The following is a 20,802-nucleotide window of genomic DNA, read 5'->3' as shown; positions in this document are numbered from 1 at the left end:
ATTCCAGCGAGAACCCGGGCCAGCCATTCCGACCCGGCATAACGTCAGGCAGCGGGTAGATACTGCCATATAAGCCGCGACCGATGTCGTCGAGATCCGTTGGGTCAGTTACATTCCTTCGCCGAAGATCTTCCACCTCGCGCCGCACAACACCGTCATGTTGGCTGGCTATGCGGATGGCGACCGACGTTAGACACTCGCTTAGGTCGCCCGCCAAGATGTTTCGCGCAGCAGCCCACACCCAGTTCCGCGAAGCGGGCATTGCGGCTGTTTCGATAGAGAACCAACGGTTGGTGGATACCTCAACCGATGCGTCAATTAGTGGCGGAAGGGGGTTATCTGGGACCTGATTCGATATGAGCCATGTAGTGCTGACCCTCTCACCGCCGTATTCGAGCCCAAGGGAGAAGTGCTCCAACGAGTCGAGGCCGGTAGTTGCAAAAGGTGTGAAGGCCGCGGACAGTGGCCCTAGACCGTCGAGCATCGCCTCAAGTGCAAACCGCAGGCGGTAACCCATCTGCTGCTGGGAATCTGACGAATCTTCCCTGTATCGGTTTAGTCCTGCGCTTTCAGTCTCGTTGATGATCCATCCAATTGCCCCAGGGTTCCAACGCGCGATGCGCGCCATCACTGGATCTACTCGTGATGGTTCACCAGACGCGAGCACTATTGACAGCACGTACTTCCATCGGTCGAACGACGGCAGGTCCACCAGAATGTCGTCCAGTGAAACAGCCTCTTCGAGCACGGCCCGCGAAGCAAACCACTGCTCGAAGGTTGCCAACGAGAATGACAAACCGTGCGCTGTCGTTGTCAGGAACGGCGAATCTCGAAGCTTGGAAGCCACATCGAAGTCAACAAAGCTCTCGGGGTCGACGGGACGTGCAGTCGTTGTTGTTCGGATGGCCAATTGCCGTAGGTGGGGATAAAGGTCCTTGTCCTCCCTCCCAACGACCTTGCGGACAACACCCTCAATGACTTCCGTCATCGTGGTGAGTTCGCCCGAACTGGCCTGCTGTCCGATCAACAAGGCGAACAGAGGCCGTTCAAGAGCTTCCTCGATTTCAGGTCGCAGGTCGCCGACCTGTGCTGTACCGGCCACCAAGCTCACCAGTTTCCGACCATAAGACTTCGGCATTGGGTCGACTCGGATCACCACGCTGTCGCGAACATTGTGTGTTGCACGGGATGTCAGGACAACGCGCGAACGCGGCCACCGTCGTGTAAGCGAATCCGCGTAGCCAATGGTCCTTTCGGCACGGTCTGCGCGTTGGTCTAGGCCGTCGATGACGATATCTGCGCCGACAGTTTCAAGCGCCAGTACACCGACTTCGCGCTGGAGGTGGACCTCTAGCGAGGACTCGAGGTCGTCTATGGCAACCCAAACCGGTAACGGAGCATCGGGATCGCTCTGCGCCAACTCTGCCGCACTACGAATCCAGCCCTCGGCTCTGTCCGACTTGCCAGTTCCCAATGCGCCTGTCAGAACGATGAATTGACCGCTCGACAACCCTCTCAACTGGTGAGGTACCTGAGGTAGGAGGTGCTGAATCCGCGCAACCTGAGCTTCGTCGAGACCCGCACCAGCCCGTCGCCGTTCGATCCGTGAATCCGAATCTTCTAAAGCCCGAGCAAGGTACGCGTCCCGCCCCATCGTTTCGTAGACCGATGGATTGCCCAGAGTGACGTTGAGATCACGGCCAACAGTGTTACCGCTTAGATGCACTAACGGCGCGGCAGCAGAACCTTCAGATGCTGCCGCGCCCGCTAAGGGGTGGCCGGTGGTCCCGTCTGGCCCGACGACACACCGCTGATATCGATAGCCCCGGCGACCTTTGCATCGCGAACGCGAACTCCCCCACCGGTCGATTGCACATTCTGGATACGAAGCGCTTCCGCTTCGATCCTCTCCAGGTCGACCCCAATTGGTTCTCCCGCCTGGGGATTGTCCGCGCGGACGGCTTCGATGACCGCCTTCGCCGCAGCCAAGAGGTCCGCGTCCTGCTCTGCGCCTGCATCCTTCAGGTCTTCTTCCAGCGAGGCCCGCTTCGCTTCGGAGCTTGGCTTGTTCTCGACGCCGGTGGGGTCGACGCCCTTGTAGCGGTCCGTAATGAGCCGCTTGAGCCCGGCGTAGGTGTCCTTGACGGCAGCCGCCACCGTCTCCCGTACGCCTTCCTGCGCTCCGAGAGCAACAGCTGCAACAACAATTGTGAGCGGGTCCACGCATCGATCGTGCCATAGGCCCATGACAGTGCCTGCCAATTTCAGCGCGGCGCGGCGGACTTGTCAGCAGCGTGTCAGCAGACTTTGCGCGACGTGCCGAACAGGGCGAACGCGCGACACAGCACCTGCTAGACCGTGACTACCCTTTCTGCCCAGTTCAGAAGCGCTTTCTGTGGCCGCTGCGGGATCACTGGCGGACAATGCAGCGACGGCAAGTGCGTTCCACCTAGCGGCTGTTAATCCGCAGGTCCTAGGTTCGAGTCCTAGTGGGGGCACCAGACGTATATGACGTCGGCTGATGCGTGACAGTTGCACGCCGGCGGCCTCGGTATTACCCGCCGAGCACGGCGCTGCTGTAGGTGACGTCGGCGAAGGCCGCGGCGACGTCGTCGGCGGCGTAGGCGAAGCCGTTGGCCGCATGCAGCTCGGCGATCGTCCTCGAGGTGACCTGCCAGCCCCGCCCGCTCAAGTGGTCGACGATGTGGCTGCGCTCGCCGTGGTAGACCAGGTCATTGAAATCGACCTCGAACCCGAGCTCGCTCATCCGGTCGTGGTGGGCGCGCCAGCGCGGGTCGGCGAAAACGGCGGTGTCGGGCACGAAGTCGAAAGCCAGCCGGCTGCCCGGGGCGCTCAACGCGGTGATGTTGTCGAACAGCGCGTCCTGGGCCTGTTCCGGCAGATACACCAGCAGGCCCTCGGCGCTCCACGCGGCGGGAGCCTGCGGGTCGAACCCCTCTTCCCGTAACGCGGCGGCCCAGTCGTCGCGCAGGTCGATCGCGACCGTGCGCCGCTGCGCGGTCGGCTGCGCGCCGAGGTCGGCCAGCGTCAGGGTCTTGAACTCGATCACGTCGGGCATGTCGACCTCGTAGACGACGGTGCCGGCCGGCCAGGGCAGGCGGTAGGCGCGCGCGTCCAGTCCCGAGGCCAGGATCACCGCCTGGCCGACGCCGGCGCGGGCGGCGTCAAGGAAGAAGTCGTCGTAAAACCTTGTCCGGCAAGCCATCCCCTTCGCCATGCGATGCGGGTCGAACTCGGACGTCCCGGGCTGGATCTCCCCGTCCACCAACCGGACGTAGACGTCGATGCCGACCGCCCGCACCAGCGGCGCGGCGTAGGGGTCGTCGATCAAGTTCGCATCCGAGGACAGCGCCCGCTGGGCCGCCACCATGGTCGCGGTCGCCCCGACGCTGGTCGCCAGGTCCCAACGATCACGGTCGGTGCGCGCCATGGTGTTCCTCATCCCGGATTTGAATAGACGATCTAGTCAGTAAAACAGGGCCGATTGCACGAGGCCGCGCGGACTACCCTGCAATTCGTGACCGATTTCGCCCGGCGGACCATCGACCTGGCCCGCCAAAACGTGGCCGAAGGCGGCCGCCCGTTCGCCACGGTGATCGTCCAGGACGGCGAGGTCCTCGCCCAGAGCGCCAACAAGGCGGCCCAGACCAACGACCCCACCGCCCACGCGGAGATCCTGGCCATCCGTGCGGCCTGTCTGAAGCTGGGCACCGAGCATCTCGTCGACGCCACCATCTATGTGCTGGCGCACCCGTGCCCGATGTGCCTGGGCGCGCTGTACTACTGCTCGCCCAGAGAAGTCGTTTTTCTGACCACCCGGGAAAGCTACGAGCCGTATTACGTGGACGACCGCAAGTACTTCGAATTGTCGAATTTCTACGCCGAATTCGCCAAGCCGTTCGACGAGCGCCGGCTTCCGATGCGCTATCGGCCGCACCCGGACGCCGTGGACGTCTACCGGCTGTGGAACGAGCGCAACGGCGGCCGGCGCCGGTCGACGGTGGTGCCGTCGGACTGAGCCGCGCCTTGGCAGGCCGGCCGAGCTTCGCTAGTATTTGCGTATGCATGCAGATAGTAGTGCAGGCCGGCTGCCCGACGACCAGGTACGTCTGGTCGTCGAGGTCTTCCGGATGCTGGCCGATGCCACTCGCGTGCAGGTGCTCTGGTCGTTGACCGACCGCGAGATGTCGGTCAACGAACTCGCCGAGCACGTGGGCAAGCCGGCACCGTCGGTGTCCCAACACCTGGCCAAGCTGCGGATGGCCCGTCTGGTCCGCACCCGCCGGGAGGGCACCACGATCTTTTACAGCCTGGAGAACGAGCATGTTCGCCAGCTGGTGATCGACGCGGTGTTCAACGCCGAGCACGCCGGTCCCGGGGTGCCGGGCCACCACCGCGGCGAGGGCGGGCTCAAGTCGGTGGCCGCATCGTCACGCCACCGGCCGCGCGGCGCCGTGCGCTGAGTCAGCCGGCGGCACAACGTATTTCACGCAAGGTATTTCACGCAACGGAGAACATGATGAGCGAACAGCACACCCACGACGCACCGCACACGCACGAACATCAGCACAGCGGCGTGACGCACGCGCACGCGCACACCACGCACGAGCACGACCACGTCGAGCACGAGCACGCCCACGCGCACACCGACGGCACCGAACACACCCATCGGCACGTGCATCAGGCGGGCCTCGAGGACGTGCACCAGCACGCCCACGCCTAAGCCCGTCGGCGCCCGGCTACGACACCATCGGGCAGTAGTGCTTGGGATTTCCGCGTTCGTCCTCGGGCGGCAGGTTGCGCGCCGGGGTCTGCACCAGCGGGGCGTCGAGCGGGATCCGGCCGCTGGCGCGGTCCAGTCCGGCGCGGGCGCGCGGGTGCTTGCGGAATCTGCTGGGCACCAAGGCGAACACGATACGAACCAGGTCGCCGAAGCGCCGGTGCAACCACTCGTCGCGGGCCGACCACCGGTAGCCCATCAGCTCCCGCACCGGCGGGTCGTACAGGCCGACCGTCACCCAGACGAAGAACGGCGCCAACAGTTTGCGCTGCGCGGCCCACAGGCGGTTCGGAATCCATTGCGCGAACGGCGGTTTGGGCAACTCGGTCAGATCCAGCACGGCCCGGGCCGCCTCGTTGTTCTCCAACACGTTGCGGCACATGTGATCCCAGTACTCCTGGAACTCCTCCCACGACTTGGGCACCGGGCGCATGCTCATGCCGTACATCCGGTACCACTGCACGTGTTCGTCGAACAGCTGCCGCTTCTGCTCCTCGGTGATGCCGCCGCAGAACCGTTCGGCCACATGGATGGTGCCGACGAAGAAGGTGGAGTGCGCCCAGTAGAAGACGTCGGGGTTCAACGCATGATAACGCCGGCCCTGCTCGTCGACGCCCTTGATGTCGGTGTGGTAGTCGCGCACCTCGGCGCCGGTGATCGGAGCGCGATCGCCGTCGAACACGACGCCGCCGATGGGGTACAACGAGCGCAGCAGCCGCGGCCAGCGCTCGCGGAAGAAGGTGGAATGGTCCAGCACGGCCGCGCCCAATTGCGGGTGCATGTTCTGCATCGAACCGGCCCACGGGCCCTGCAGCATGCCCCGCCAGTCCCCGAAGTACTTCCAGGTCAGCGAGTCAGGGCCGAGCGGCGAGGGCGGGGCCTCATAGCCCAGCGGCGAAACCGGGCAGCCGCCGGCGAGCGCGGCGCCGGCATCCGCCGGCCGGGCCGGAATCGACTGCTCAGTGCGACCGGCCGCATCGCTGCCCGTTACGTCGCTGGTCAGGGGGCGCGATGCGGACGTATCTTGAGTCACTATTGGATTCCTGTGGGTATGTGAATTTTTGACTACAACCGTTGTCAAGTTTTCAGCTTAGGAGCGATGTGCAGACGGGTCAACGACGGGGCCGCTGGACCGGCGTGCCCCTGGAGAGTCGCCTCGCGCTTCGCCGCGACAACCTCATCAACGCCGGGGTGCAGTTGCTCGGCGGTTCCGGCGGCCCGGCGCTGACCGTGCGCGCGGTGTGCCGCAAGGCGGCGCTGACCGAGCGCTACTTCTACGAAAGCTTCACCGACCGTGACGAGTTCGTGCGCGCGGTCTACGACGACGTGTGCACCCGCGCGATGAACACCCTGACGTCGGCGACCACCCCGCGGGAGGCGGTCGAACGGTTCGTCGAGCTGATGGTGGACGACCCGGTGCGCGGCCGGGTGTTGTTGCTGGCGCCGGCGGTGGAACCGGTGCTGACCCGCTCCGGCGCGGAGTGGATGCCCAACTTCATCGACCTGCTGCAGCGCAAGCTGTCCCGGATCGGCGACGCGGTGCTGCAGAAGATGATCGCCACCAGCCTGGTGGGCGGGCTGTCCAGCCTGTTCACCGCCTACCTGCACGGTCAGCTCGGAGCCACCCGCAAGCAGTTCATCGACTACTGCACCAACATGCTCTACATCACCGCCGCCCCGTACGTGTCGGCCGGCGAGCTCGGCAAATCGCAGTAGCGGGTTTGCATCTCGGCCGGATCGGCAAGCCGTATCGCTGGGCCCGGCACGGCCGCACGGGGCCGGACTGGCCCGGAAACCGGCACCAAAATCGCCGTTTGCCGCGCCGGACGAGGAACTTGATGCTACTGAGGTACACAGATATATTGAGTGCTACCCATCGACACAGATAACTGGAGGCCTTATGTCAGCCGAGCTGACAAACCTACAGCTGCTGCAGGAGCTCGAGCCGTTCGTCGAGAAATACCTGAACCGGCACGAGAGCATGCACAAGAACTGGAACCCGCACGACTACATCCCGTGGTCGGACGGCAAGAACTTCTACGCGCTCGGTGGGCAGGACTGGGAACCCGGCCAGTCCAAGCTTTCCGACGTCGCCCAGGTGGCGATGGTGCAGAACCTGATGACGGAGGACAACCTGCCGTCGTACCACCGCGAGATCGCGATGAACTTCGGCATGGACGGCCCGTGGGGGCAGTGGGTCAACCGCTGGACCGCCGAGGAGAACCGGCACGGGATCGCGCTGCGCGACTACCTGGTGGTCACCCGCGCGGTCGACCCGGTCGAGCTGGAGAAGCTGCGCATCGAGGTGGTCAACCGTGGCTTCAGCCCGGGCCAGAACCACCAGGTGCGCGAGGACCTGTTCGCCGAGAGCCTGTTCGATTCGGTCATCTACGTCACCTTCCAGGAACTGGCCACCCGGATCTCGCACCGCAACACCGGCAAGGCCTGCAACGAGACGATCGCCGACCAGATGCTGGCCAAGATCTCGGCCGACGAGAACCTGCACATGATCTTCTACCGCGACGTCAGCGAGGCCGGCTTCGCGATCGCGCCCAACCAGGCGATGAAGTCGCTGCACAAGGTGCTGCGCAACTTCCAGATGCCCGGCTACCAGGTGCCCGAGTTCCGGCGCAAGGCCGTGATGATCGCCGTCGGCGGCGTCTACGACCCGCGCATCCACCTCGACGACGTCGTCATGCCGGTGCTCAAGAAGTGGCGCATCTTCGAGCGCGAGGACTTCACCGGCGAGGCCGCCGCGCTGCGCGACGACCTGGCGCTGCTGATCAAGGAGCTCGAGACGACGTGCGACAAGTTCGAGATCTCCAAGCGGCGCCAGCTCGAGCGGGAAGCCCGCACCGGCAAGCGGACCACCGCGCTGGAGCTGCACACCACCGCGGGCACGCTGACAATGAGCCGGCGGTAACCAGCGTTGCGTATCGGCCCCATCGAGCTGGCCAGCCCGGTGGTGCTGGCTCCCATGGCCGGGGTCACCAACGTCGCGTTTCGCACCCTGTGCCGTGAGCTGGAGCGGGAGCTGGTCGGGACGGTCAGCGGACTCTACGTCTGCGAAATGGTGACGGCACGCGCGCTCGTCGAGCGGCACCCGGCCACCATGCACATGACCACGTTCGCCCCCGACGAGTCGCCGCGGTCGCTGCAGCTCTACACCGTCGACCCGGCCACCACCTACGCGGCAGCCAAGATGATCGCCGACGAGGGCCTGGCCGATCACATCGACATGAACTTCGGCTGCCCGGTGCCCAAGGTCACCAAGCGCGGCGGCGGCTCGGCGCTGCCCTACAAACGACGCCTGTTCGGGCAGATCGTGGCCGCGGCGGTGCGCGCCACGCAGGGCACCGAGATACCGGTGACCGTCAAGTTCCGCATCGGTATCGACGACGAGCACCACACGCATCTGGATGCCGGGCGCATCGCCGAGGCCGAGGGTGCCGCGGCGGTCGCGCTGCACGCCCGCACCGCGGCGCAGCGGTATTCCGGCACCGCGGACTGGGAACAGATCGCCCTGCTCAAGCAGCAGGTGCGCACCATTCCGGTGCTGGGCAACGGCGACATCTACGACGCCAGCGACGCGCTGACCATGATGGCCGCCACCGGGTGCGACGGCGTGGTCATCGGCCGCGGCTGTCTGGGCCGGCCGTGGCTGTTCGCCGAGCTGTCGGCCGCGTTCACCGGCAGCCCGCCGCCCACGCCGCCCACCCTGGGGCAGGTGGCCGACATCGTGCGCCGGCACGGGCGGCTGCTGGCCGCCCACTTCGGCGAGGACAAGGGCATGCGCGACATCCGCAAGCACATCGCCTGGTACCTGCACGGCTTCCCGGCCGGTTCCGAGCTGCGGCGCGCGCTGGCGATGGTCAAGACGCTCGACGAGCTGGACCGCCTGCTCGACCGGTTGGACGGCTCGGTGCCGTTCCCGGACGAGGCGACCGGGCCCCGGGGGCGGCAGGGTTCACCCGCCCGGGTGGTGCTGCCGGAGGGCTGGCTCGACGACCCGGACGACTGCACGGTGCCGGCCGGCGCCGACGTCATGCACTCCGGCGGCTGAGTCACCGCGCGGAATCGCGTCCGGACCGAGAACTCAGTACGATGTGGGCTTTGTTGCATGCGCATGGGTGGCGGATGAGGTTGGCACGCACCGGGCGAACGCGACGAAAAGGGTGGCACCAGCGGCGGCACCGGGGATGCGGTGCCGCGCTGAGGGCACGCCAACACGCTGACGTCTGCATCAGAGCTTCGGAGGCCGGTAGGACATGAGTGACGCCGAGAGCGACGGCACTCGTAACGGTCGGCACGGACCGGGCGCGGCTCGCGTTCAACCGATCCCGGTCGGCCCGTCGCCCAGCTTGGCCGCCGCTCCCTGGGAGCGCTTCTTCGAACCCCCGCCCGACGACCGCCTGCACCGATGGCGACCGGACGCCGCCCTCGAGCCCGTCGCCGCACCCGAGGACGACGACGAGCCGGGCGGATGCCACACCGGCGGCGGCGTCACCGTCGCCGATCTGATCGCCAAGGTCGGCGCCCCGAACCGGCCCGTGCACCGTCGCGCGGCTCGGGAGGAGACCGAGCCGTTCGAACCCGAGCCTGTCGAACCCGAGCCCGAGCCGCCCGGGCCCGCGTCGGGGCTGCCGCTCGAGCTGCAGCAGACCCAGGTGATCGACGACCTGGCCTACTCGGTGGACGCGGTCTCCGAGCTTCGCGAGCTGATGGCCACCGACTACCCCAACGACGGGGACTCCGACCAGCAGAGCGCCGACGCCGCCGATACGGCCGCCGGGGAACCCCGGCGCCGGCGCCGTCCGATGCTGATGGCCGGGCGGTCGGTGGCGGCCCTGGCCGCCGTGCTCGCCCTGGCGACGACCGGCGGGGCGTGGCAGTGGAGCGCGTCGAAAAACGCCCGGCTCAACACGATCAACGCGCTCGACCGCAACTCCAGCGACATCCGGGACCCGGGCGGACAGTACGGCGACGAAGACTTTCTGATCGTCGGCCTGGACTCGCGCGCCGGCGACAACGCCAACATGGGTGCCGGCAGCACCGACGACGCCGACGGCGCCCGCTCGGACACCGTGATGCTGGTCAACATCCCGGCCAACCGCAAACGCGTGGTGGCGGTGTCGTTCCCCCGCGACCTGGCGATCACCCCGATGCAGTGCGAGGCGTGGGACCCCAGCACCGGCAAGTACGGGCCCATCTATGACCCGAAGACCAAGAGCTGGGGCCCGAAGATGGTCTACACCGAGACCAAATTGAACTCGGCGTTCGCGTTCGGCGGCCCCAAGTGTCTGGTGAAGGAAATCCAGAAGCTCTCCGGTCTGAGCATCAACCACTTCATCGCCGTCGACTTCGCCGGGTTCGCGAAGATGGTCGACGCCCTGGGTGGTGTCGAGGTGTGCTCGAGCACCCCGCTGCACGACTACGAGCTGGGCACGGTGCTCGAGCACGGCGGGCGCCAGGTCCTCGACGGCGACACGGCCCTGAACTACGTGCGGGCCCGCCAGGTCACCACCGAGGTCAACGGCGACTACGGCCGCATCAAACGCCAGCAGTTGTTCCTGTCCTCGCTGCTGCGGTCACTGATCTCCGCGGACACCCTGCTCGACCTCAACAAGCTCAACAACGTCGTCAACCTCGTGATCAACGACACCGTCGTCGACAACGTGAAGTCCAAGGACCTCGTCCAGCTCGGCCAGTCGTTGCAGGGCATGGCGGCCGGCCACGTCACCTTCGTGACGGTGCCGACCGGCGTCACCGACCAGAACGGCGACGAGCCGCCCCGGATGTCGGACATGCGCGCGCTGTTCGACGCCATCATCAACGACGACCCGCTGCCCGAGGAAAACGACCAGAACGCACAGAATTTGAGCGCTTCCGGTTCGACCACCGGCGCGCCGAAGGCGCCCACCACCCGCAAGTCGCCCACCCCGACGCCGGAGCCGCAGCGCGAGCAGGTCACCACGACCTCGCCGAGCGGTGTGACGGTGCGGGTTTCCAACGCGACCACGCAGAGCGGACTGGCGGCCACGGCGACCAGCCAGCTCAAGCGCGACGGCTTCAACGTGATGACCCCCGATGACTATCCGAGTTCGGTGAACACGACGACGGTGTTGTTCTCGCCGGGCAACGAGGAGGCCGCGGCGACGGTGGCGTCCTCGTTCGCCAACGCGAAGGTGCAGCGGGTGTCCGGCTACGGACAGGTCGTGCAGGTGGTGCTGGGCCCCGATTTCAAGTCGGTCACCGCTCCCTCACCCAGCGGCTCGACGATGAGCCTGCAGATCGAACGTGGCTCGAGCAACGCGCCGGCCAAGCTGCCCGAGGACCTGACGGTCACCAACGCGGCCGACACCACCTGCGAGTAACCGGTTTTGACGGCGTTCCGCCGACTGTTTCGGGCGCGAAGAACGTACGCTGGACCACATGCGAACCGCCTACCACGAGCAGCTCTCGGAGTTGTCCGAGCGGCTCGGCGAGATGTGCGGCTTGGCGGGGGTCGCCATGGAGCGGGCCACCCAGGCGCTGCTGCAGGCCGACCTGGTGCTGGCCGAACAAGTGATCAGCGACCACGAAGCGATCGCCGCGATGAGCGCGCGCGCCGAGGAAACCGCCTTCGTACTGTTGGCATTACAGGCGCCGGTGGCCGGCGATCTGCGGGCCATCGTGAGCGCCATCCAGATGGTGGCGGACATCGACCGGATGGGCGCGCTGGCGCTGCACGTCGCCAAGATCGCCCGTCGACGCCACCCCCAGCACGCGCTGCCCGAAGAGGTGAACGGTTATTTCGCCGAAATGGGAAGCATCGCAGTCGAATTGGGCAACAGCGCCCAAGAGGTGGTGTTGTCCCGCGACCCGGAGAAGGCGGCCCGGATCCGCGAAGAGGACGACGCGATGGACGATCTGCACCGGCATCTGTTCTCGGTGCTGATGGACCGTGAATGGAAGCACGGCGTCGCGGCGGCCGTCGACGTGACGCTGCTGGGCCGGTTCTACGAACGCTTCGCCGACCACGCCGTCGAGGTGGCCAGGCGGGTCATCTTCCAGGCCACCGGCAGACTGCCCGAGGAAGAGACGAAACCCGCCTCGCAGTAAGCGAATCGGGCTGGGTCCGATTGCCCGACTCCTCACACCTCGCTACGCGAGCTGCTTCGTCGCCGGGCTGGGTCCGATTGCCCGACTCCTCACACCTCGCTACGCGAGCTGCTTCGTCGCCGGGCTCAGTTAACCGAAGCGGCCCGAGATGTAGTCCTCCGTCGCCTTCTGGCTGGGGTTGGAGAAGATCTTCTCGGTGTCGTCGACCTCGATCAGTCGTCCCGGCTTTCCGACGGCTTCCAGGTTGAAAAACGCGGTGTAGTCGCTGACCCGGGCGGCCTGCTGCATGTTGTGGGTGACGATGACGATAGTGTAGTCCTGCTTCAGCTCGCTGATCAGCTCTTCGATGGCCATCGTCGAAATCGGGTCCAGCGCCGAGCACGGCTCGTCCATCAGCAGCACATCCGGTTGCACCGCGATGGCCCGCGCGATGCACAACCGCTGCTGCTGCCCGCCCGAGAGTCCGCCGCCGGGCCTGTCCAGCCGGTCCTTGACCTCGTCCCACAGGTTGGCGCCGCGCAGCGAGTACTCGGCCGTCTCGTCGAGCACCTTGCGGTTGCGGACCCCTTGCAGCTTCAGGCCCGCGACCACGTTGTCGCGAATTGACATGGCGGGGAACGGGTTCGGCCGCTGGAACACCATGCCGATGGCCCGGCGCACCCCGACCGGGTCGACACCGGGGCCGTAGATGTCTTCGTCGTCGAGCAGCACGCTTCCCTCGACCCGCCCGCCGGGCACCACCTCGTGCATCCGGTTGAGGGTGCGCAACACCGTCGTCTTGCCGCAACCCGACGGGCCGATGAACGCCGTGACGCTGCGCGGAAGCACCGACAGCGTCACCTCCGCGACGGCGTGAAACGACCCGTAGTAGATGTTGACACCCTTGAGGTCCAACCGTTTGGCCACTCGTGCTCCTGCCTATGACTTTCTGGCGCCAAGGAACTTGGTTATCACCCGGGCCACGATATTGATCGTGGCGATCACCAGGATGAGGGTCAACGCGGCACCCCACAACCGATCCGTGGGGATGGGGTTGATGCCCGCGCCGGCCGACGCCTGGTTGTACATCATGCCGGGCAGCGTCCCCATGAACCCGCTGAAGATGTCGAAGTTCATCGACTGTGCATAGCCGACCAGGATCAGCAGCGGCGCCGTCTCCCCCATCACCCGGGCCATCGCCAGCAAGATGCCGGTGACGATGCCGGACAGCCCGGTGGGCAGGACCACCCGGGCGATGGTCTTCCACTTGGTGATGCCCAGCGCGTAACTGGCCTCGCGCAGATCCACCGGGACGATCCGCAGCATCTCCTCAGTGGCCCGCACGATCACCGGCAGCATCAGCAGGACCAGCGCCAGCGACACCGCGAACTCCGAGCGCGGCAGCCCCAGCGTGGCCACGCACAGCGCATAGACGAACAACGCCGCCACGATCGAGGGCACCCCGCTCAGGATGTCCACCATGAACGAGGCCAGCCGGCCCAGCGGGGTGCCGCCGCCGTACTCGACCAGATAGATGGCCACCATCAGGCCGATCGGGATGGAGATCGCGGCGCACACCAATCCCTGCAGCACGGTGCCGACCAGCGCGTGATAGGCACCGCCCCCCGTCACGAAGGCGGTCATCCCGGCCTGCGAGTGCGACCACCACACGGTCGAGGTGATCGCCCTGAATCCCTTGACGACCACCGAGCACAGCACCATCACCAGCGGGGTCACCGCGACCAGCAACGACAACGAAACCAGCACGGTCGCAACGGAATTCGCGGCTCGACGGCGTCGGGACAGCGGCGAGAACGTCCGCGACTTGAGCGGGCGGTCCAGCATCGAGGTCATGGGCCCGCCCGCCTGCCCACCCCGGCGACGGCGCCGCGCGCCAGGGCGTCGACCACGAAGGTGAGCACGAACAGCGTCAGCCCCGCCGCGATGTAGGCGCCGGCCTTGAAGCGGTCGTCCAATTCCGCCGCGGCGCCCGCGATCTTGGTGGCGAAGGTGGAGCCGCCGTCGAACAGCGACCAGCCGAACGCCGACTGGGTGCCCCGCAGGATGATCAGCAGCGCGACCGTCTCACCCAGGGCGCGGCCCAGCCCCAGCATCCCGCCGCTGATGTAGCCCGACCGGCCGAACGGCAGCGTGACCGTCCGGACCACTTCCCAGCGGGTCGCGCCCAGCGCCAGCGCGGCCTCGATCTGGTCGTGCGGGGTCTGGATGAACACTTCGCGGGTGACGGCGGTGATGATCGGCAGGATCATCACCGCGAGCACGATTCCGCCGGTGAAGATGGTGCCGCCGCCGGCCGCCGAGGTGTTGCCGTCGGCGAACAGGAAACACCAGCCCATCGAGTGGTTGAGCCAAGTGGCGACGGGTCGAAGCTGCGGCGCCAACACGTACAGGCCCCAGGCGCCGTAGATGATCGAGGGCACCGCGGCCAGCAGGTCGACGGCGTAGGCCAGCGGGGTGGCGGCGCGGCGCGGCGCGTAGTGGGTGATGAAGATGGCGACGCCCAGCGCCACCGGCATCGCCAGGATCAACGCGAACAGCGACACGAACACGGTGACCGGCAGCAGGCTGGCGATCCCGAAATGCATCGCCGAGGTGTCGGTGGTGACCCAGTTACCGCCGTAGCCGAAGAAGTTCTCGCGGTTGCGCTGCAGCGCCGGCACCGCGCGGTCGAGCAAAAACACCGCGATCGCGGCGATCACCAGCACGATCAGCACCCCGGAGGCCTGCGCCAGCCGGCGGAAAATCCGGTCCCCCGCATGCGGTCGCCCCTGCCCCCAGGGGCTGATGGGGGTCGCCGACGGCTCCGGGAACGGCGCGGCGACCACCGCGCCCGAGCCCGCGTCGGTGGGATTCGGCCCGGAAAACCCCGTCACGGTGCGCCCACCACAGTCCTGCCGTCGCTCCCTGAAACCCCGGCCCGCGGGCTACTGCAACGCATTGATCGCGGTCACCAGTCGTTGCCTGACCTTATCGGGCAGCGGGATGTAGCCGGCAGTGGAAAGGCCGTCCTGCCCGCTGGTGGCGGCCACGCCGAGAAACGATTTCACGGCCGCCAGCGTCTCGGGGTCGTACCCCTTCGAACACACGATCTCGTACGTCACCAGCAGCAACGGGTAGACGCCCGGCTCCTGGGAGGCGTACATGGCGTGGAGGTCGAGCACCAGGTCGTCGCCCTCGGACAGGAATTTGGCCGCGTTGACGGCGTTTCCGGCGGTCTCGTTGGTCAGCGGGACCACCCCACCGCGGGTGGCGATCTTGGCGTAGGGCATGCCGGCCTGGTCGGCGAAGCCCTTCTCCACGTAGCCGATGGCCCCGGTGGTGGCCCGCACCGCCTGGATGACTCCCGCCGACTTCGCGGCGCCCTCGCCGACGCCGCCCTGGAATTCGGTGCCGACGCCCTTGGCCCAGCTCTGCGGCGCGGCGGCGGTCAGATACTTCTGCACGTTATCGGTGGTTCCCGACGAGTCGGTCCGGTAGATCGGGGTGATCTTGGTGTCGGGAAGTGCCACCCCGGGATTGAGGGCCGCCAGGATCGGGTCGTTCCAGTTGGTGATCTTGCCGGTGAAGATCTTGGCCACCGCGTCACTGCTGACCACCAGGGCCGGGTTGCCGGGCAGGTTGTAGGTGATCGCGATCGGCCCGAACACCAGCGGCAGGTCCCACGCCGGGTTGCCGCCGCAGCGCTGGGCGGCCGGGCCGATCTGGTCGGCGACCAACGGCGAGTCCGCGCCCGCGAAATCCACGTGCCCGGCGATGAACTGCTCGCGGCCGGCGCCCGACCCGGTCGGGTTGTAGGCCAGGCCCTTGCCCGGGCAGTACTGGCCCCACACCTGGTTGAACATCGTGATCGCGTTTTCCTGCGCGGTCGAGCCCTCCGCGGTCAGCTTGTTCTTGCCGCCGCAGCCCGCGGTGCCGGTGGTTCCGCTGATGCTCGGCGCGGCGGTCCCGCGGTGGTTCTCGTCGCTCCCGCAGCCGGTCAGCGCCGCGGCGCCCAGTGCCGTCGCCAACGCCGCGGCGGCCAGCGCCCCGCCCTGCCTGTCCAGCCTCACGATCTCGCTTTCTTGACACGTTCACCGACGCGTGCGGGCGCCGCGGGCATGACTGTCAGGTTGCCAACTCGCGGCGAAAATATGCGCCGACGCGGCGCACAGCAACGTCTGGGTAGTAAGGACCAGATTAACGATCTGGGCGGCCGGGGTTCGTACCCGCGGTCAGTGGGCCGCCGGTGGGACCGCGTATGCGGTGTCGACGCTGTAGGCGGTGAAGCCCAAGCGCTGGTAGGTGCGCACCGCGGCGACGTTGTCCGCCTCCACGTAGAGCATCACGCTGGGGTCGGCCGCGGAGTCGCCGGCACCCAGCCGTCGCGCCAGCCATTCGATCCCCACGGCCGTCAGCGCCTGCCCGAGCCCGCGGCCCTGCGCGCAGGGGTCGACGCCGACGACGTACACCTCCCCCAGGCCGGGCTGGTCGAGGTGCACCTTGGTCCAGTGGAAGCCCAGCAGCCGGCCCGGCCGATCGCTGTCGTCGTCGCCGAACGCGAGGAACAGGCCCGCCGGGTCGAACCACGGTTCCGCGCGCCGCTCGGCCAGCTCGACGTCGGTCCAGCCGCCCTGCTCGGGGTGGTAGGCGAACGCGGCGTTGTTGACCCGCAGCAGCTCGGCGTCGTCGGCCGGGCCCGCGTAGGTGCGGATGCGCACCCCGGGCACCGCGGGCACGCTGTCGGGGAGGTCGCGCAGCGAGCGTCGCATCTGCATCAGTTCGCGCACCGGCGACAGGCCCAGCGCCGCCGCGGTCGCCCGGGCCGGCTCGAGCGTGCCGTGCGCCCAAAACCGGTTGGCCGCACCGGTTTTCGCCAACGCCGCGCGCGCCAAGGCGGATCCGATGCCGCGCCGACGGGCCCGCGGGTGCACCACGAGTTCGGCCATCTGGGGCTGCGCGTCGCGGGGCGGGGTGAGATTGAGGTAGCCGACGACGGCGTCGGCGGCGCCGCCGGACACCGGTCCGCGAATCAGCAGGTGCTCGGTGCGGTCGTGCCCGAGCTCGCGCAGCACCTGCTCGCCGACGGGCGCCACCGCATCGAATTCGGTTGCCGCACCGACGAGTTCGCGCACCTCGAGCTGCTCCTGCGGATTCAGCGTGCGGCGCCAGTCAGCCGCGGTCACTGAGTGTGCAACGGATCGACCAGCGGATCGTGGACGTCCTCGGCGTCGGATTCGGACGCGGAGTCGGACTCGGACTCGGCGTCGTCGTCCTCGGCCACCGGCGGACGGCCGCGGGCCGGGCGCACGGCCTTGTAGCCGACGTTGCGCACGGTGCCGATCAGCGCCTCGTACTCGGGCCCCAGCTTGGCCCGCAGCCGGCGCACGTGCACGTCGACGGTGCGGGTGCCGCCGAAGAAGTCGTATCCCCACACCTCGTGCAGCAGCTGAGCGCGGGTGAACACCCGGCCGGCGTGCTGGGCCAGGTATTTGAGCAACTCGAATTCCTTGTAGGTGAGGTCAAGCGGGCGGCCGCGCAACCGGGCGGTATAGGTGCCCTCGTCGATCACCAACTCGCCCAGGGTGACCTTGCCGGCGCTTTCCTGGTCCGCCAGCCCGCCCCGGCGCCCGACCACCAGCCGCAGCCGCGCATCGACCTCGGCGGGCCCGGTGGTGGGCAGCAGGATCTCGTCCAGACCCCAGTCCGAGTTGACGGCCACCAGCCCGCCCTCGCTGACCACCGCCAACACCGGAACCGACCGGCCGGCCGTGCTCAGCAGCCGGCACAGCCCGCGCGCCGACGACAAATCGGTGCGCGCGTCGACGATGACGGCGTCGGCCGTTCCGGCCTCGAGCAGCGAGGAAGGTTCGGGCGGCGCGGTTCGCACGGTGTGCGCCAGCAGCGACAACGACGGCAGGACCGGATCGGGATGCAGCTCCGGGGTCAGCAGTAGTAGCTCCAACTAGTCCCTCCAGTTCGGGGGAACGGCATCTCCCAATTCTCAACGCCATCATGACCAGGTCATCTAACGATAACGTGTCACCTGGTTTTTTCGCGTGGCACATGAGCCGGTGTGAGCCCTGCCACCGGCGGTCCGCCGGCGACCGTCTCCCGGGGATTACGCCACAATATGCGGGTGCGCAAGGTGCTGATCGGTGTGGCCGCGACGGTGATCCTGGTGGCCGTGGTCGCCCTCGGCGCGATCGGCGTCGACTACGGGACCAGCATCTACGCCGAATACCGGCTGTCGTCCAGCGTGCGCAGGGCCGCCGACCTGGGCACCGACCCGTTCGTGGCGATCGTGGCGTTTCCGTTCCTTCCGCAGGCCCTGCGCGGCAACTACAACCAGCTGGAGATCAAGGCCAACGCCGTCAGCCATGCGATGACCGGCAAGGCCACCCTGGAAGCCACCATGTACTCGGTGGACCTGGCGCAGGCGTCCTGGCTGATCGCACCCGACGCCAAGCTCGCGGTGCGCAAGCTGGAGAGCCGCATCATCATCGACTCCACCCACCTGGGCCGGTATCTGAACATCAGCGACCTGATGGTGGAGGCGCCGCCCAAGGAGACCAACACCGCCACCGGGGGCATCACCGCCTCGGGCATCTCCGGCAGTCACGGGCTGGTGTTCACCGGCACCCCCAAATCGGCCGGCTTCGACCACCGGGTGAGCGTTTCGGTCGACCTGTCCATCGCCCCCGACGACCCCGCGACCCTGGTGTTCACCCCGACCGGTGTCCTGACCGGATCGGACACCGCCGACCAGAGCGTGCCCGCCGACAAGCACGACGCGGTGCTGCACGCCTTCAGCGGCAGGCTGCCCAATCAGCGGCTGCCCTTCGGCGTCGCGCCCACTACCGAGGGGGCCCGCGGCTCCGACGTGATCATCGAGGGCATCACGTACGGAGTAACCGTGACCCTCGAAGGGTTCAAACAATCATGACCACCCTCGTCGTGATCCTCGCGGTGCTTGCCGCGGCAACCCTGGCCGGCTGGCTGTTGACCCGTCGCTCCGGACGCATCCGGGAAATCGACGCGGGGCCGCAGCGCGACACCGGCGACGACGTCGCCGCGCTGGGGCTGTCCCGCGACGGACCGACCGTCGTGCACTTCAGCGCGCCGTGGTGCGGGCCGTGCGATCGGGTGCGCCGGGTGGTCGACCAGGTCTGCGCCGACCTGGGCGGCGTGGCGCACGTCGAGATCGACCTGGACGCCCACCCGGACACCGCCCGCCGCTATGCGGTGCTGTCGCTGCCCACCACGCTGATCTTCGACGCCGACGGCCGGCAGCGCTACCGCAGCTCCGGAGTGCCCGGCGCCGCCGACCTGCGCTCCGCCCTGAAACCGCTGTTGGCCTGACCACGGTGTCATTAGGTAAGCTGACCGACGTGTTAGCCCGCCTCGAGCCCATGCTCACCAAGCGCCGCGTAGTCGACCTGCGCCGCACCGCGGGCTGTTGTTGTTGCTGTTGCTGCTGAGTGGCCGCGCTTTCGCGTAGCACTCGGAGCGGCCCCGGATCCCGACCGTGGCGTCTCTCCCATCATCGTTTCCGTGAGCAACAGGGCATCGAGGAGTAGTACCTTGCCGAGCAGCAACACCACCACGCAGCCCGACCTGGTCGACGTGCGTGGACCGCGATTCGCCGCTTGGGTCACCACCGCAGTGCTGGTGCTGACCCTGGCCGTGTCCGCGGTCAGTCCGCCCGCCGCGGCGGTGATCCTGGCCGGCCAGGCCGTCGTCTTCGCGATCGGCGCGGTCGGCGGACCGCGCAAGCACCCCTACGGGCGAGTATTCGCCGCCGTCGTCGCGCCGCGGCTGGCCCGGTGCGGGAGCGCGAGCCCATCCCGCCGTTGAAGTTCGCCCAACTCGTCGGCCTGATCTTCGCGGTGCTCGGAGCCGCCGGATTCGCCGCGGGCGCTTCGCTGTTCGGCCTCGCCGCCACCGCCGCCGCCTGGCCGCCGCGTTCCTCAACGCCGCCTTCGGCATCTGCCTGGGCTGCCAGCTCTACCCGCTGGTGGCCCGCTTCCGGCGCCCGGCGCGCTCCACCTGACCCGCCGTAACCAAAGCGATCGAAAGGATCCACTCCATGGCACGCTCCGACGTCCTGGTCTCCACCGACTGGGCCGAGAGCAATCTCGACACCCCGGGCGTCGTCTTCGTCGAAGTCGACGAGGACACCAGCGCTTATCACGCCGGGCACATCCCCGGCGCCATCAAGTTGGACTGGCGCTCCGATCTGCAGGACCCGGTCAAACGCGACTTCGTCGACGCGCAGCAGTTCTCCAAGCTGCTCTCGGAGCGGGGCATCGCCAACGACGACACCGTGATCCTCTACGGCGGCAACAACAACTGGTTCGCCGCCTACGCGTACTGGTACTTCAAGCTGTACGGCCACGAGAAGGTCAAGCTGCTCGACGGCGGCCGCAAGAAGTGGGAGCTGGACGGCCGCACCCTGTCCAGCGACCCCGTCAGCAGGCCGGCGACCTCCTACACCGCGGCCGCACCGGACAACAGCATCCGGGCGTTCCGGGACGAGGTGATCGCCGCGATCAACGTCAAGAACCTGGTCGACGTGCGCTCCCCGGACGAGTTCTCCGGCAAGATCCTCGCGCCGGCGCACCTGCCGCAGGAACAAAGCCAGCGGCCCGGCCACATCCCCGGCGCCATCAACGTGCCGTGGAGCAAGGCCGCCAACGAGGACGGCACCTTCAAGTCCGACGAGGAACTGGCCGCGCTGTACGCCGCGGCCGGCCTGGACACCGGCAAGGAGACGATCGCCTACTGCCGGATCGGCGAGCGGTCGTCGCACACCTGGTTCGTTCTTTATGAATTGCTCGGGCATCGGAATGTGAAGAACTACGACGGCAGTTGGACGGAATACGGCTCCCTGGTGGGTGCCCCGATCGAGTTGGGAAGCTGAT

Annotated in this window: 22 protein-coding genes and 1 pseudogene; 13 read left to right on the top strand and 10 right to left on the bottom strand. The window is 67.6% G+C overall.

Translation table 11 applies throughout. The features are described from left to right. From NF20_RS27045 to NF20_RS02000, 3 genes are all read right to left on the bottom strand, one after another. Positions 1 to 1,474: hypothetical protein (locus tag NF20_RS27045; RefSeq protein WP_155947428.1), on the bottom strand; the 1,474-nt coding region annotated here is incomplete at its 3' end. Positions 1,475 to 1,767: 293 nt separating this feature from the next. Next, positions 1,768 to 2,223, bottom strand: coding sequence for a hypothetical protein (locus NF20_RS02005; RefSeq protein WP_023900268.1), 456 nt, complete (start codon positions 2,221 to 2,223; stop codon positions 1,768 to 1,770). A gap of 331 nt (positions 2,224 to 2,554) precedes the next feature. After that, positions 2,555 to 3,451: a class I SAM-dependent methyltransferase gene (locus NF20_RS02000; RefSeq protein ID WP_033711303.1), complete on the bottom strand. Its 897-nt coding sequence runs from the start codon at positions 3,449 to 3,451 to the stop codon at positions 2,555 to 2,557. Positions 3,452 to 3,505: 54 nt separating this feature from the next. Here NF20_RS02000 and NF20_RS01995 point away from each other — a divergent pair, with 54 nt between their 5' ends. From NF20_RS01995 to NF20_RS01985, 3 genes are read left to right on the top strand one after another with little or no spacing between them, the layout of a single operon-like run. Further along, entirely contained in the window at positions 3,506 to 4,039 is a 534-nt protein-coding gene (locus NF20_RS01995; RefSeq protein WP_179944044.1) for a nucleoside deaminase, read from the top strand. A gap of 43 nt (positions 4,040 to 4,082) precedes the next feature. Then, positions 4,083 to 4,484, top strand: a complete 402-nt coding sequence (locus NF20_RS01990) for an ArsR/SmtB family transcription factor (RefSeq protein WP_024636831.1) — start codon at positions 4,083 to 4,085, stop codon at positions 4,482 to 4,484. A 53-nt stretch (positions 4,485 to 4,537) separates the two neighbouring features. Then, a complete protein-coding gene (locus NF20_RS01985) occupies positions 4,538 to 4,744 on the top strand; it encodes a hypothetical protein (RefSeq protein WP_023861895.1) in 207 nt (68 codons plus the stop codon). A gap of 16 nt (positions 4,745 to 4,760) precedes the next feature. Here the strand turns inward: NF20_RS01985 and NF20_RS01980 are convergent, their stop codons facing one another. After that, complete coding sequence (locus NF20_RS01980) at positions 4,761 to 5,834, bottom strand: oxygenase MpaB family protein (RefSeq protein WP_019732397.1); 1,074 nt, start codon at positions 5,832 to 5,834, stop codon at positions 4,761 to 4,763. Positions 5,835 to 5,902: 68 nt separating this feature from the next. Here NF20_RS01980 and NF20_RS01975 point away from each other — a divergent pair, with 68 nt between their 5' ends. The 5 genes from NF20_RS01975 to phoU all read left to right on the top strand — a co-directional run bounded on the left by NF20_RS01975 (position 5,903) and on the right by phoU (position 11,902). Continuing rightward, entirely contained in the window at positions 5,903 to 6,517 is a 615-nt protein-coding gene (locus NF20_RS01975) for a TetR/AcrR family transcriptional regulator (protein WP_023861897.1), read from the top strand. A 184-nt stretch (positions 6,518 to 6,701) separates the two neighbouring features. Next, complete coding sequence (locus NF20_RS01970) at positions 6,702 to 7,724, top strand: acyl-ACP desaturase (RefSeq protein ID WP_003875819.1); 1,023 nt, start codon at positions 6,702 to 6,704, stop codon at positions 7,722 to 7,724. A gap of 6 nt (positions 7,725 to 7,730) precedes the next feature. Then, a complete protein-coding gene (dusB, locus tag NF20_RS01965) occupies positions 7,731 to 8,864 on the top strand; it encodes a tRNA dihydrouridine synthase DusB (RefSeq protein WP_023866552.1) in 1,134 nt (377 codons plus the stop codon). Between the two features lie 298 nt (positions 8,865 to 9,162). Then, a complete protein-coding gene (locus tag NF20_RS01960) occupies positions 9,163 to 11,175 on the top strand; it encodes an LCP family protein (protein WP_170924237.1) in 2,013 nt (670 codons plus the stop codon). 58 nt (positions 11,176 to 11,233) lie between these two features. Further along, positions 11,234 to 11,902 (top strand): phosphate signaling complex protein PhoU, encoded by a 669-nt coding sequence (gene phoU, locus NF20_RS01955; protein WP_003875816.1) that lies wholly within the window; start codon positions 11,234 to 11,236, stop codon positions 11,900 to 11,902. A 129-nt stretch (positions 11,903 to 12,031) separates the two neighbouring features. Here phoU and pstB read toward each other — a convergent pair whose 3' ends face one another. The 6 genes from pstB to NF20_RS01925 all read right to left on the bottom strand — a co-directional run bounded on the left by pstB (position 12,032) and on the right by NF20_RS01925 (position 17,843). Continuing rightward, positions 12,032 to 12,808 (bottom strand): phosphate ABC transporter ATP-binding protein PstB, encoded by a 777-nt coding sequence (gene pstB / locus NF20_RS01950; RefSeq protein WP_003875815.1) that lies wholly within the window; start codon positions 12,806 to 12,808, stop codon positions 12,032 to 12,034. 12 nt (positions 12,809 to 12,820) lie between these two features. Then, positions 12,821 to 13,735, bottom strand: coding sequence for a phosphate ABC transporter permease PstA (gene pstA / locus NF20_RS01945; protein ID WP_009974941.1), 915 nt, complete (start codon positions 13,733 to 13,735; stop codon positions 12,821 to 12,823). After that, positions 13,732 to 14,775, bottom strand: coding sequence for a phosphate ABC transporter permease subunit PstC (gene pstC / locus NF20_RS01940; RefSeq protein WP_003877208.1), 1,044 nt, complete (start codon positions 14,773 to 14,775; stop codon positions 13,732 to 13,734). The genes pstA and pstC overlap by 4 nt, the downstream gene beginning before the upstream one ends. A 51-nt stretch (positions 14,776 to 14,826) precedes the next feature. Beyond that, positions 14,827 to 15,951: a phosphate ABC transporter substrate-binding protein PstS gene (pstS, locus tag NF20_RS01935; protein ID WP_009974939.1), complete on the bottom strand. Its 1,125-nt coding sequence runs from the start codon at positions 15,949 to 15,951 to the stop codon at positions 14,827 to 14,829. Positions 15,952 to 16,113: 162 nt separating this feature from the next. Further along, positions 16,114 to 17,064, bottom strand: coding sequence for a mycothiol synthase (gene mshD / locus NF20_RS01930; RefSeq protein WP_019732700.1), 951 nt, complete (start codon positions 17,062 to 17,064; stop codon positions 16,114 to 16,116). Then, positions 17,061 to 17,843, bottom strand: a complete 783-nt coding sequence (locus tag NF20_RS01925) for a winged helix-turn-helix transcriptional regulator (protein ID WP_019732699.1) — start codon at positions 17,841 to 17,843, stop codon at positions 17,061 to 17,063. Before NF20_RS01925 ends, mshD begins: the two co-directional genes overlap by 4 nt. A 168-nt stretch (positions 17,844 to 18,011) precedes the next feature. On the opposite strand from NF20_RS01925, the gene lmeA reads away from it, so the two are divergent. From lmeA to NF20_RS01905, 5 genes and pseudogenes are all read left to right on the top strand, one after another. After that, a complete protein-coding gene (gene lmeA / locus NF20_RS01920) occupies positions 18,012 to 18,824 on the top strand; it encodes a mannan chain length control protein LmeA (protein WP_019732698.1) in 813 nt (270 codons plus the stop codon). Next, the gene (locus NF20_RS01915; RefSeq protein WP_009974936.1) at positions 18,821 to 19,240 is read left to right on the top strand and encodes a thioredoxin family protein; all 420 of its coding nucleotides are present in this window, start codon (positions 18,821 to 18,823) and stop codon (positions 19,238 to 19,240) included. The genes lmeA and NF20_RS01915 overlap by 4 nt, the downstream gene beginning before the upstream one ends. Before the next feature lie 5 nt (positions 19,241 to 19,245). Further along, on the top strand, positions 19,246 to 19,359 hold the full coding sequence (locus NF20_RS28850; protein ID WP_350337587.1) for a putative leader peptide: 114 nt from the start codon (positions 19,246 to 19,248) through the stop codon (positions 19,357 to 19,359). A gap of 103 nt (positions 19,360 to 19,462) precedes the next feature. Continuing rightward, positions 19,463 to 19,931: pseudogene (locus NF20_RS01910) on the top strand (DUF4395 domain-containing protein). A gap of 36 nt (positions 19,932 to 19,967) precedes the next feature. Then, positions 19,968 to 20,801: a sulfurtransferase gene (locus NF20_RS01905; RefSeq protein WP_003875806.1), complete on the top strand. Its 834-nt coding sequence runs from the start codon at positions 19,968 to 19,970 to the stop codon at positions 20,799 to 20,801. Position 20,802 lies beyond the last annotated feature (1 nt).

It is taken from the genome of Mycobacterium sp. MAC_080597_8934 (genome assembly GCF_000523975.1).
GTDB lineage: Bacteria > Actinomycetota > Actinomycetes > Mycobacteriales > Mycobacteriaceae > Mycobacterium > Mycobacterium avium.
Note: the sequence above shows the minus strand (reverse complement) of the source record. Positions and strands in the feature narration are given on the sequence as shown.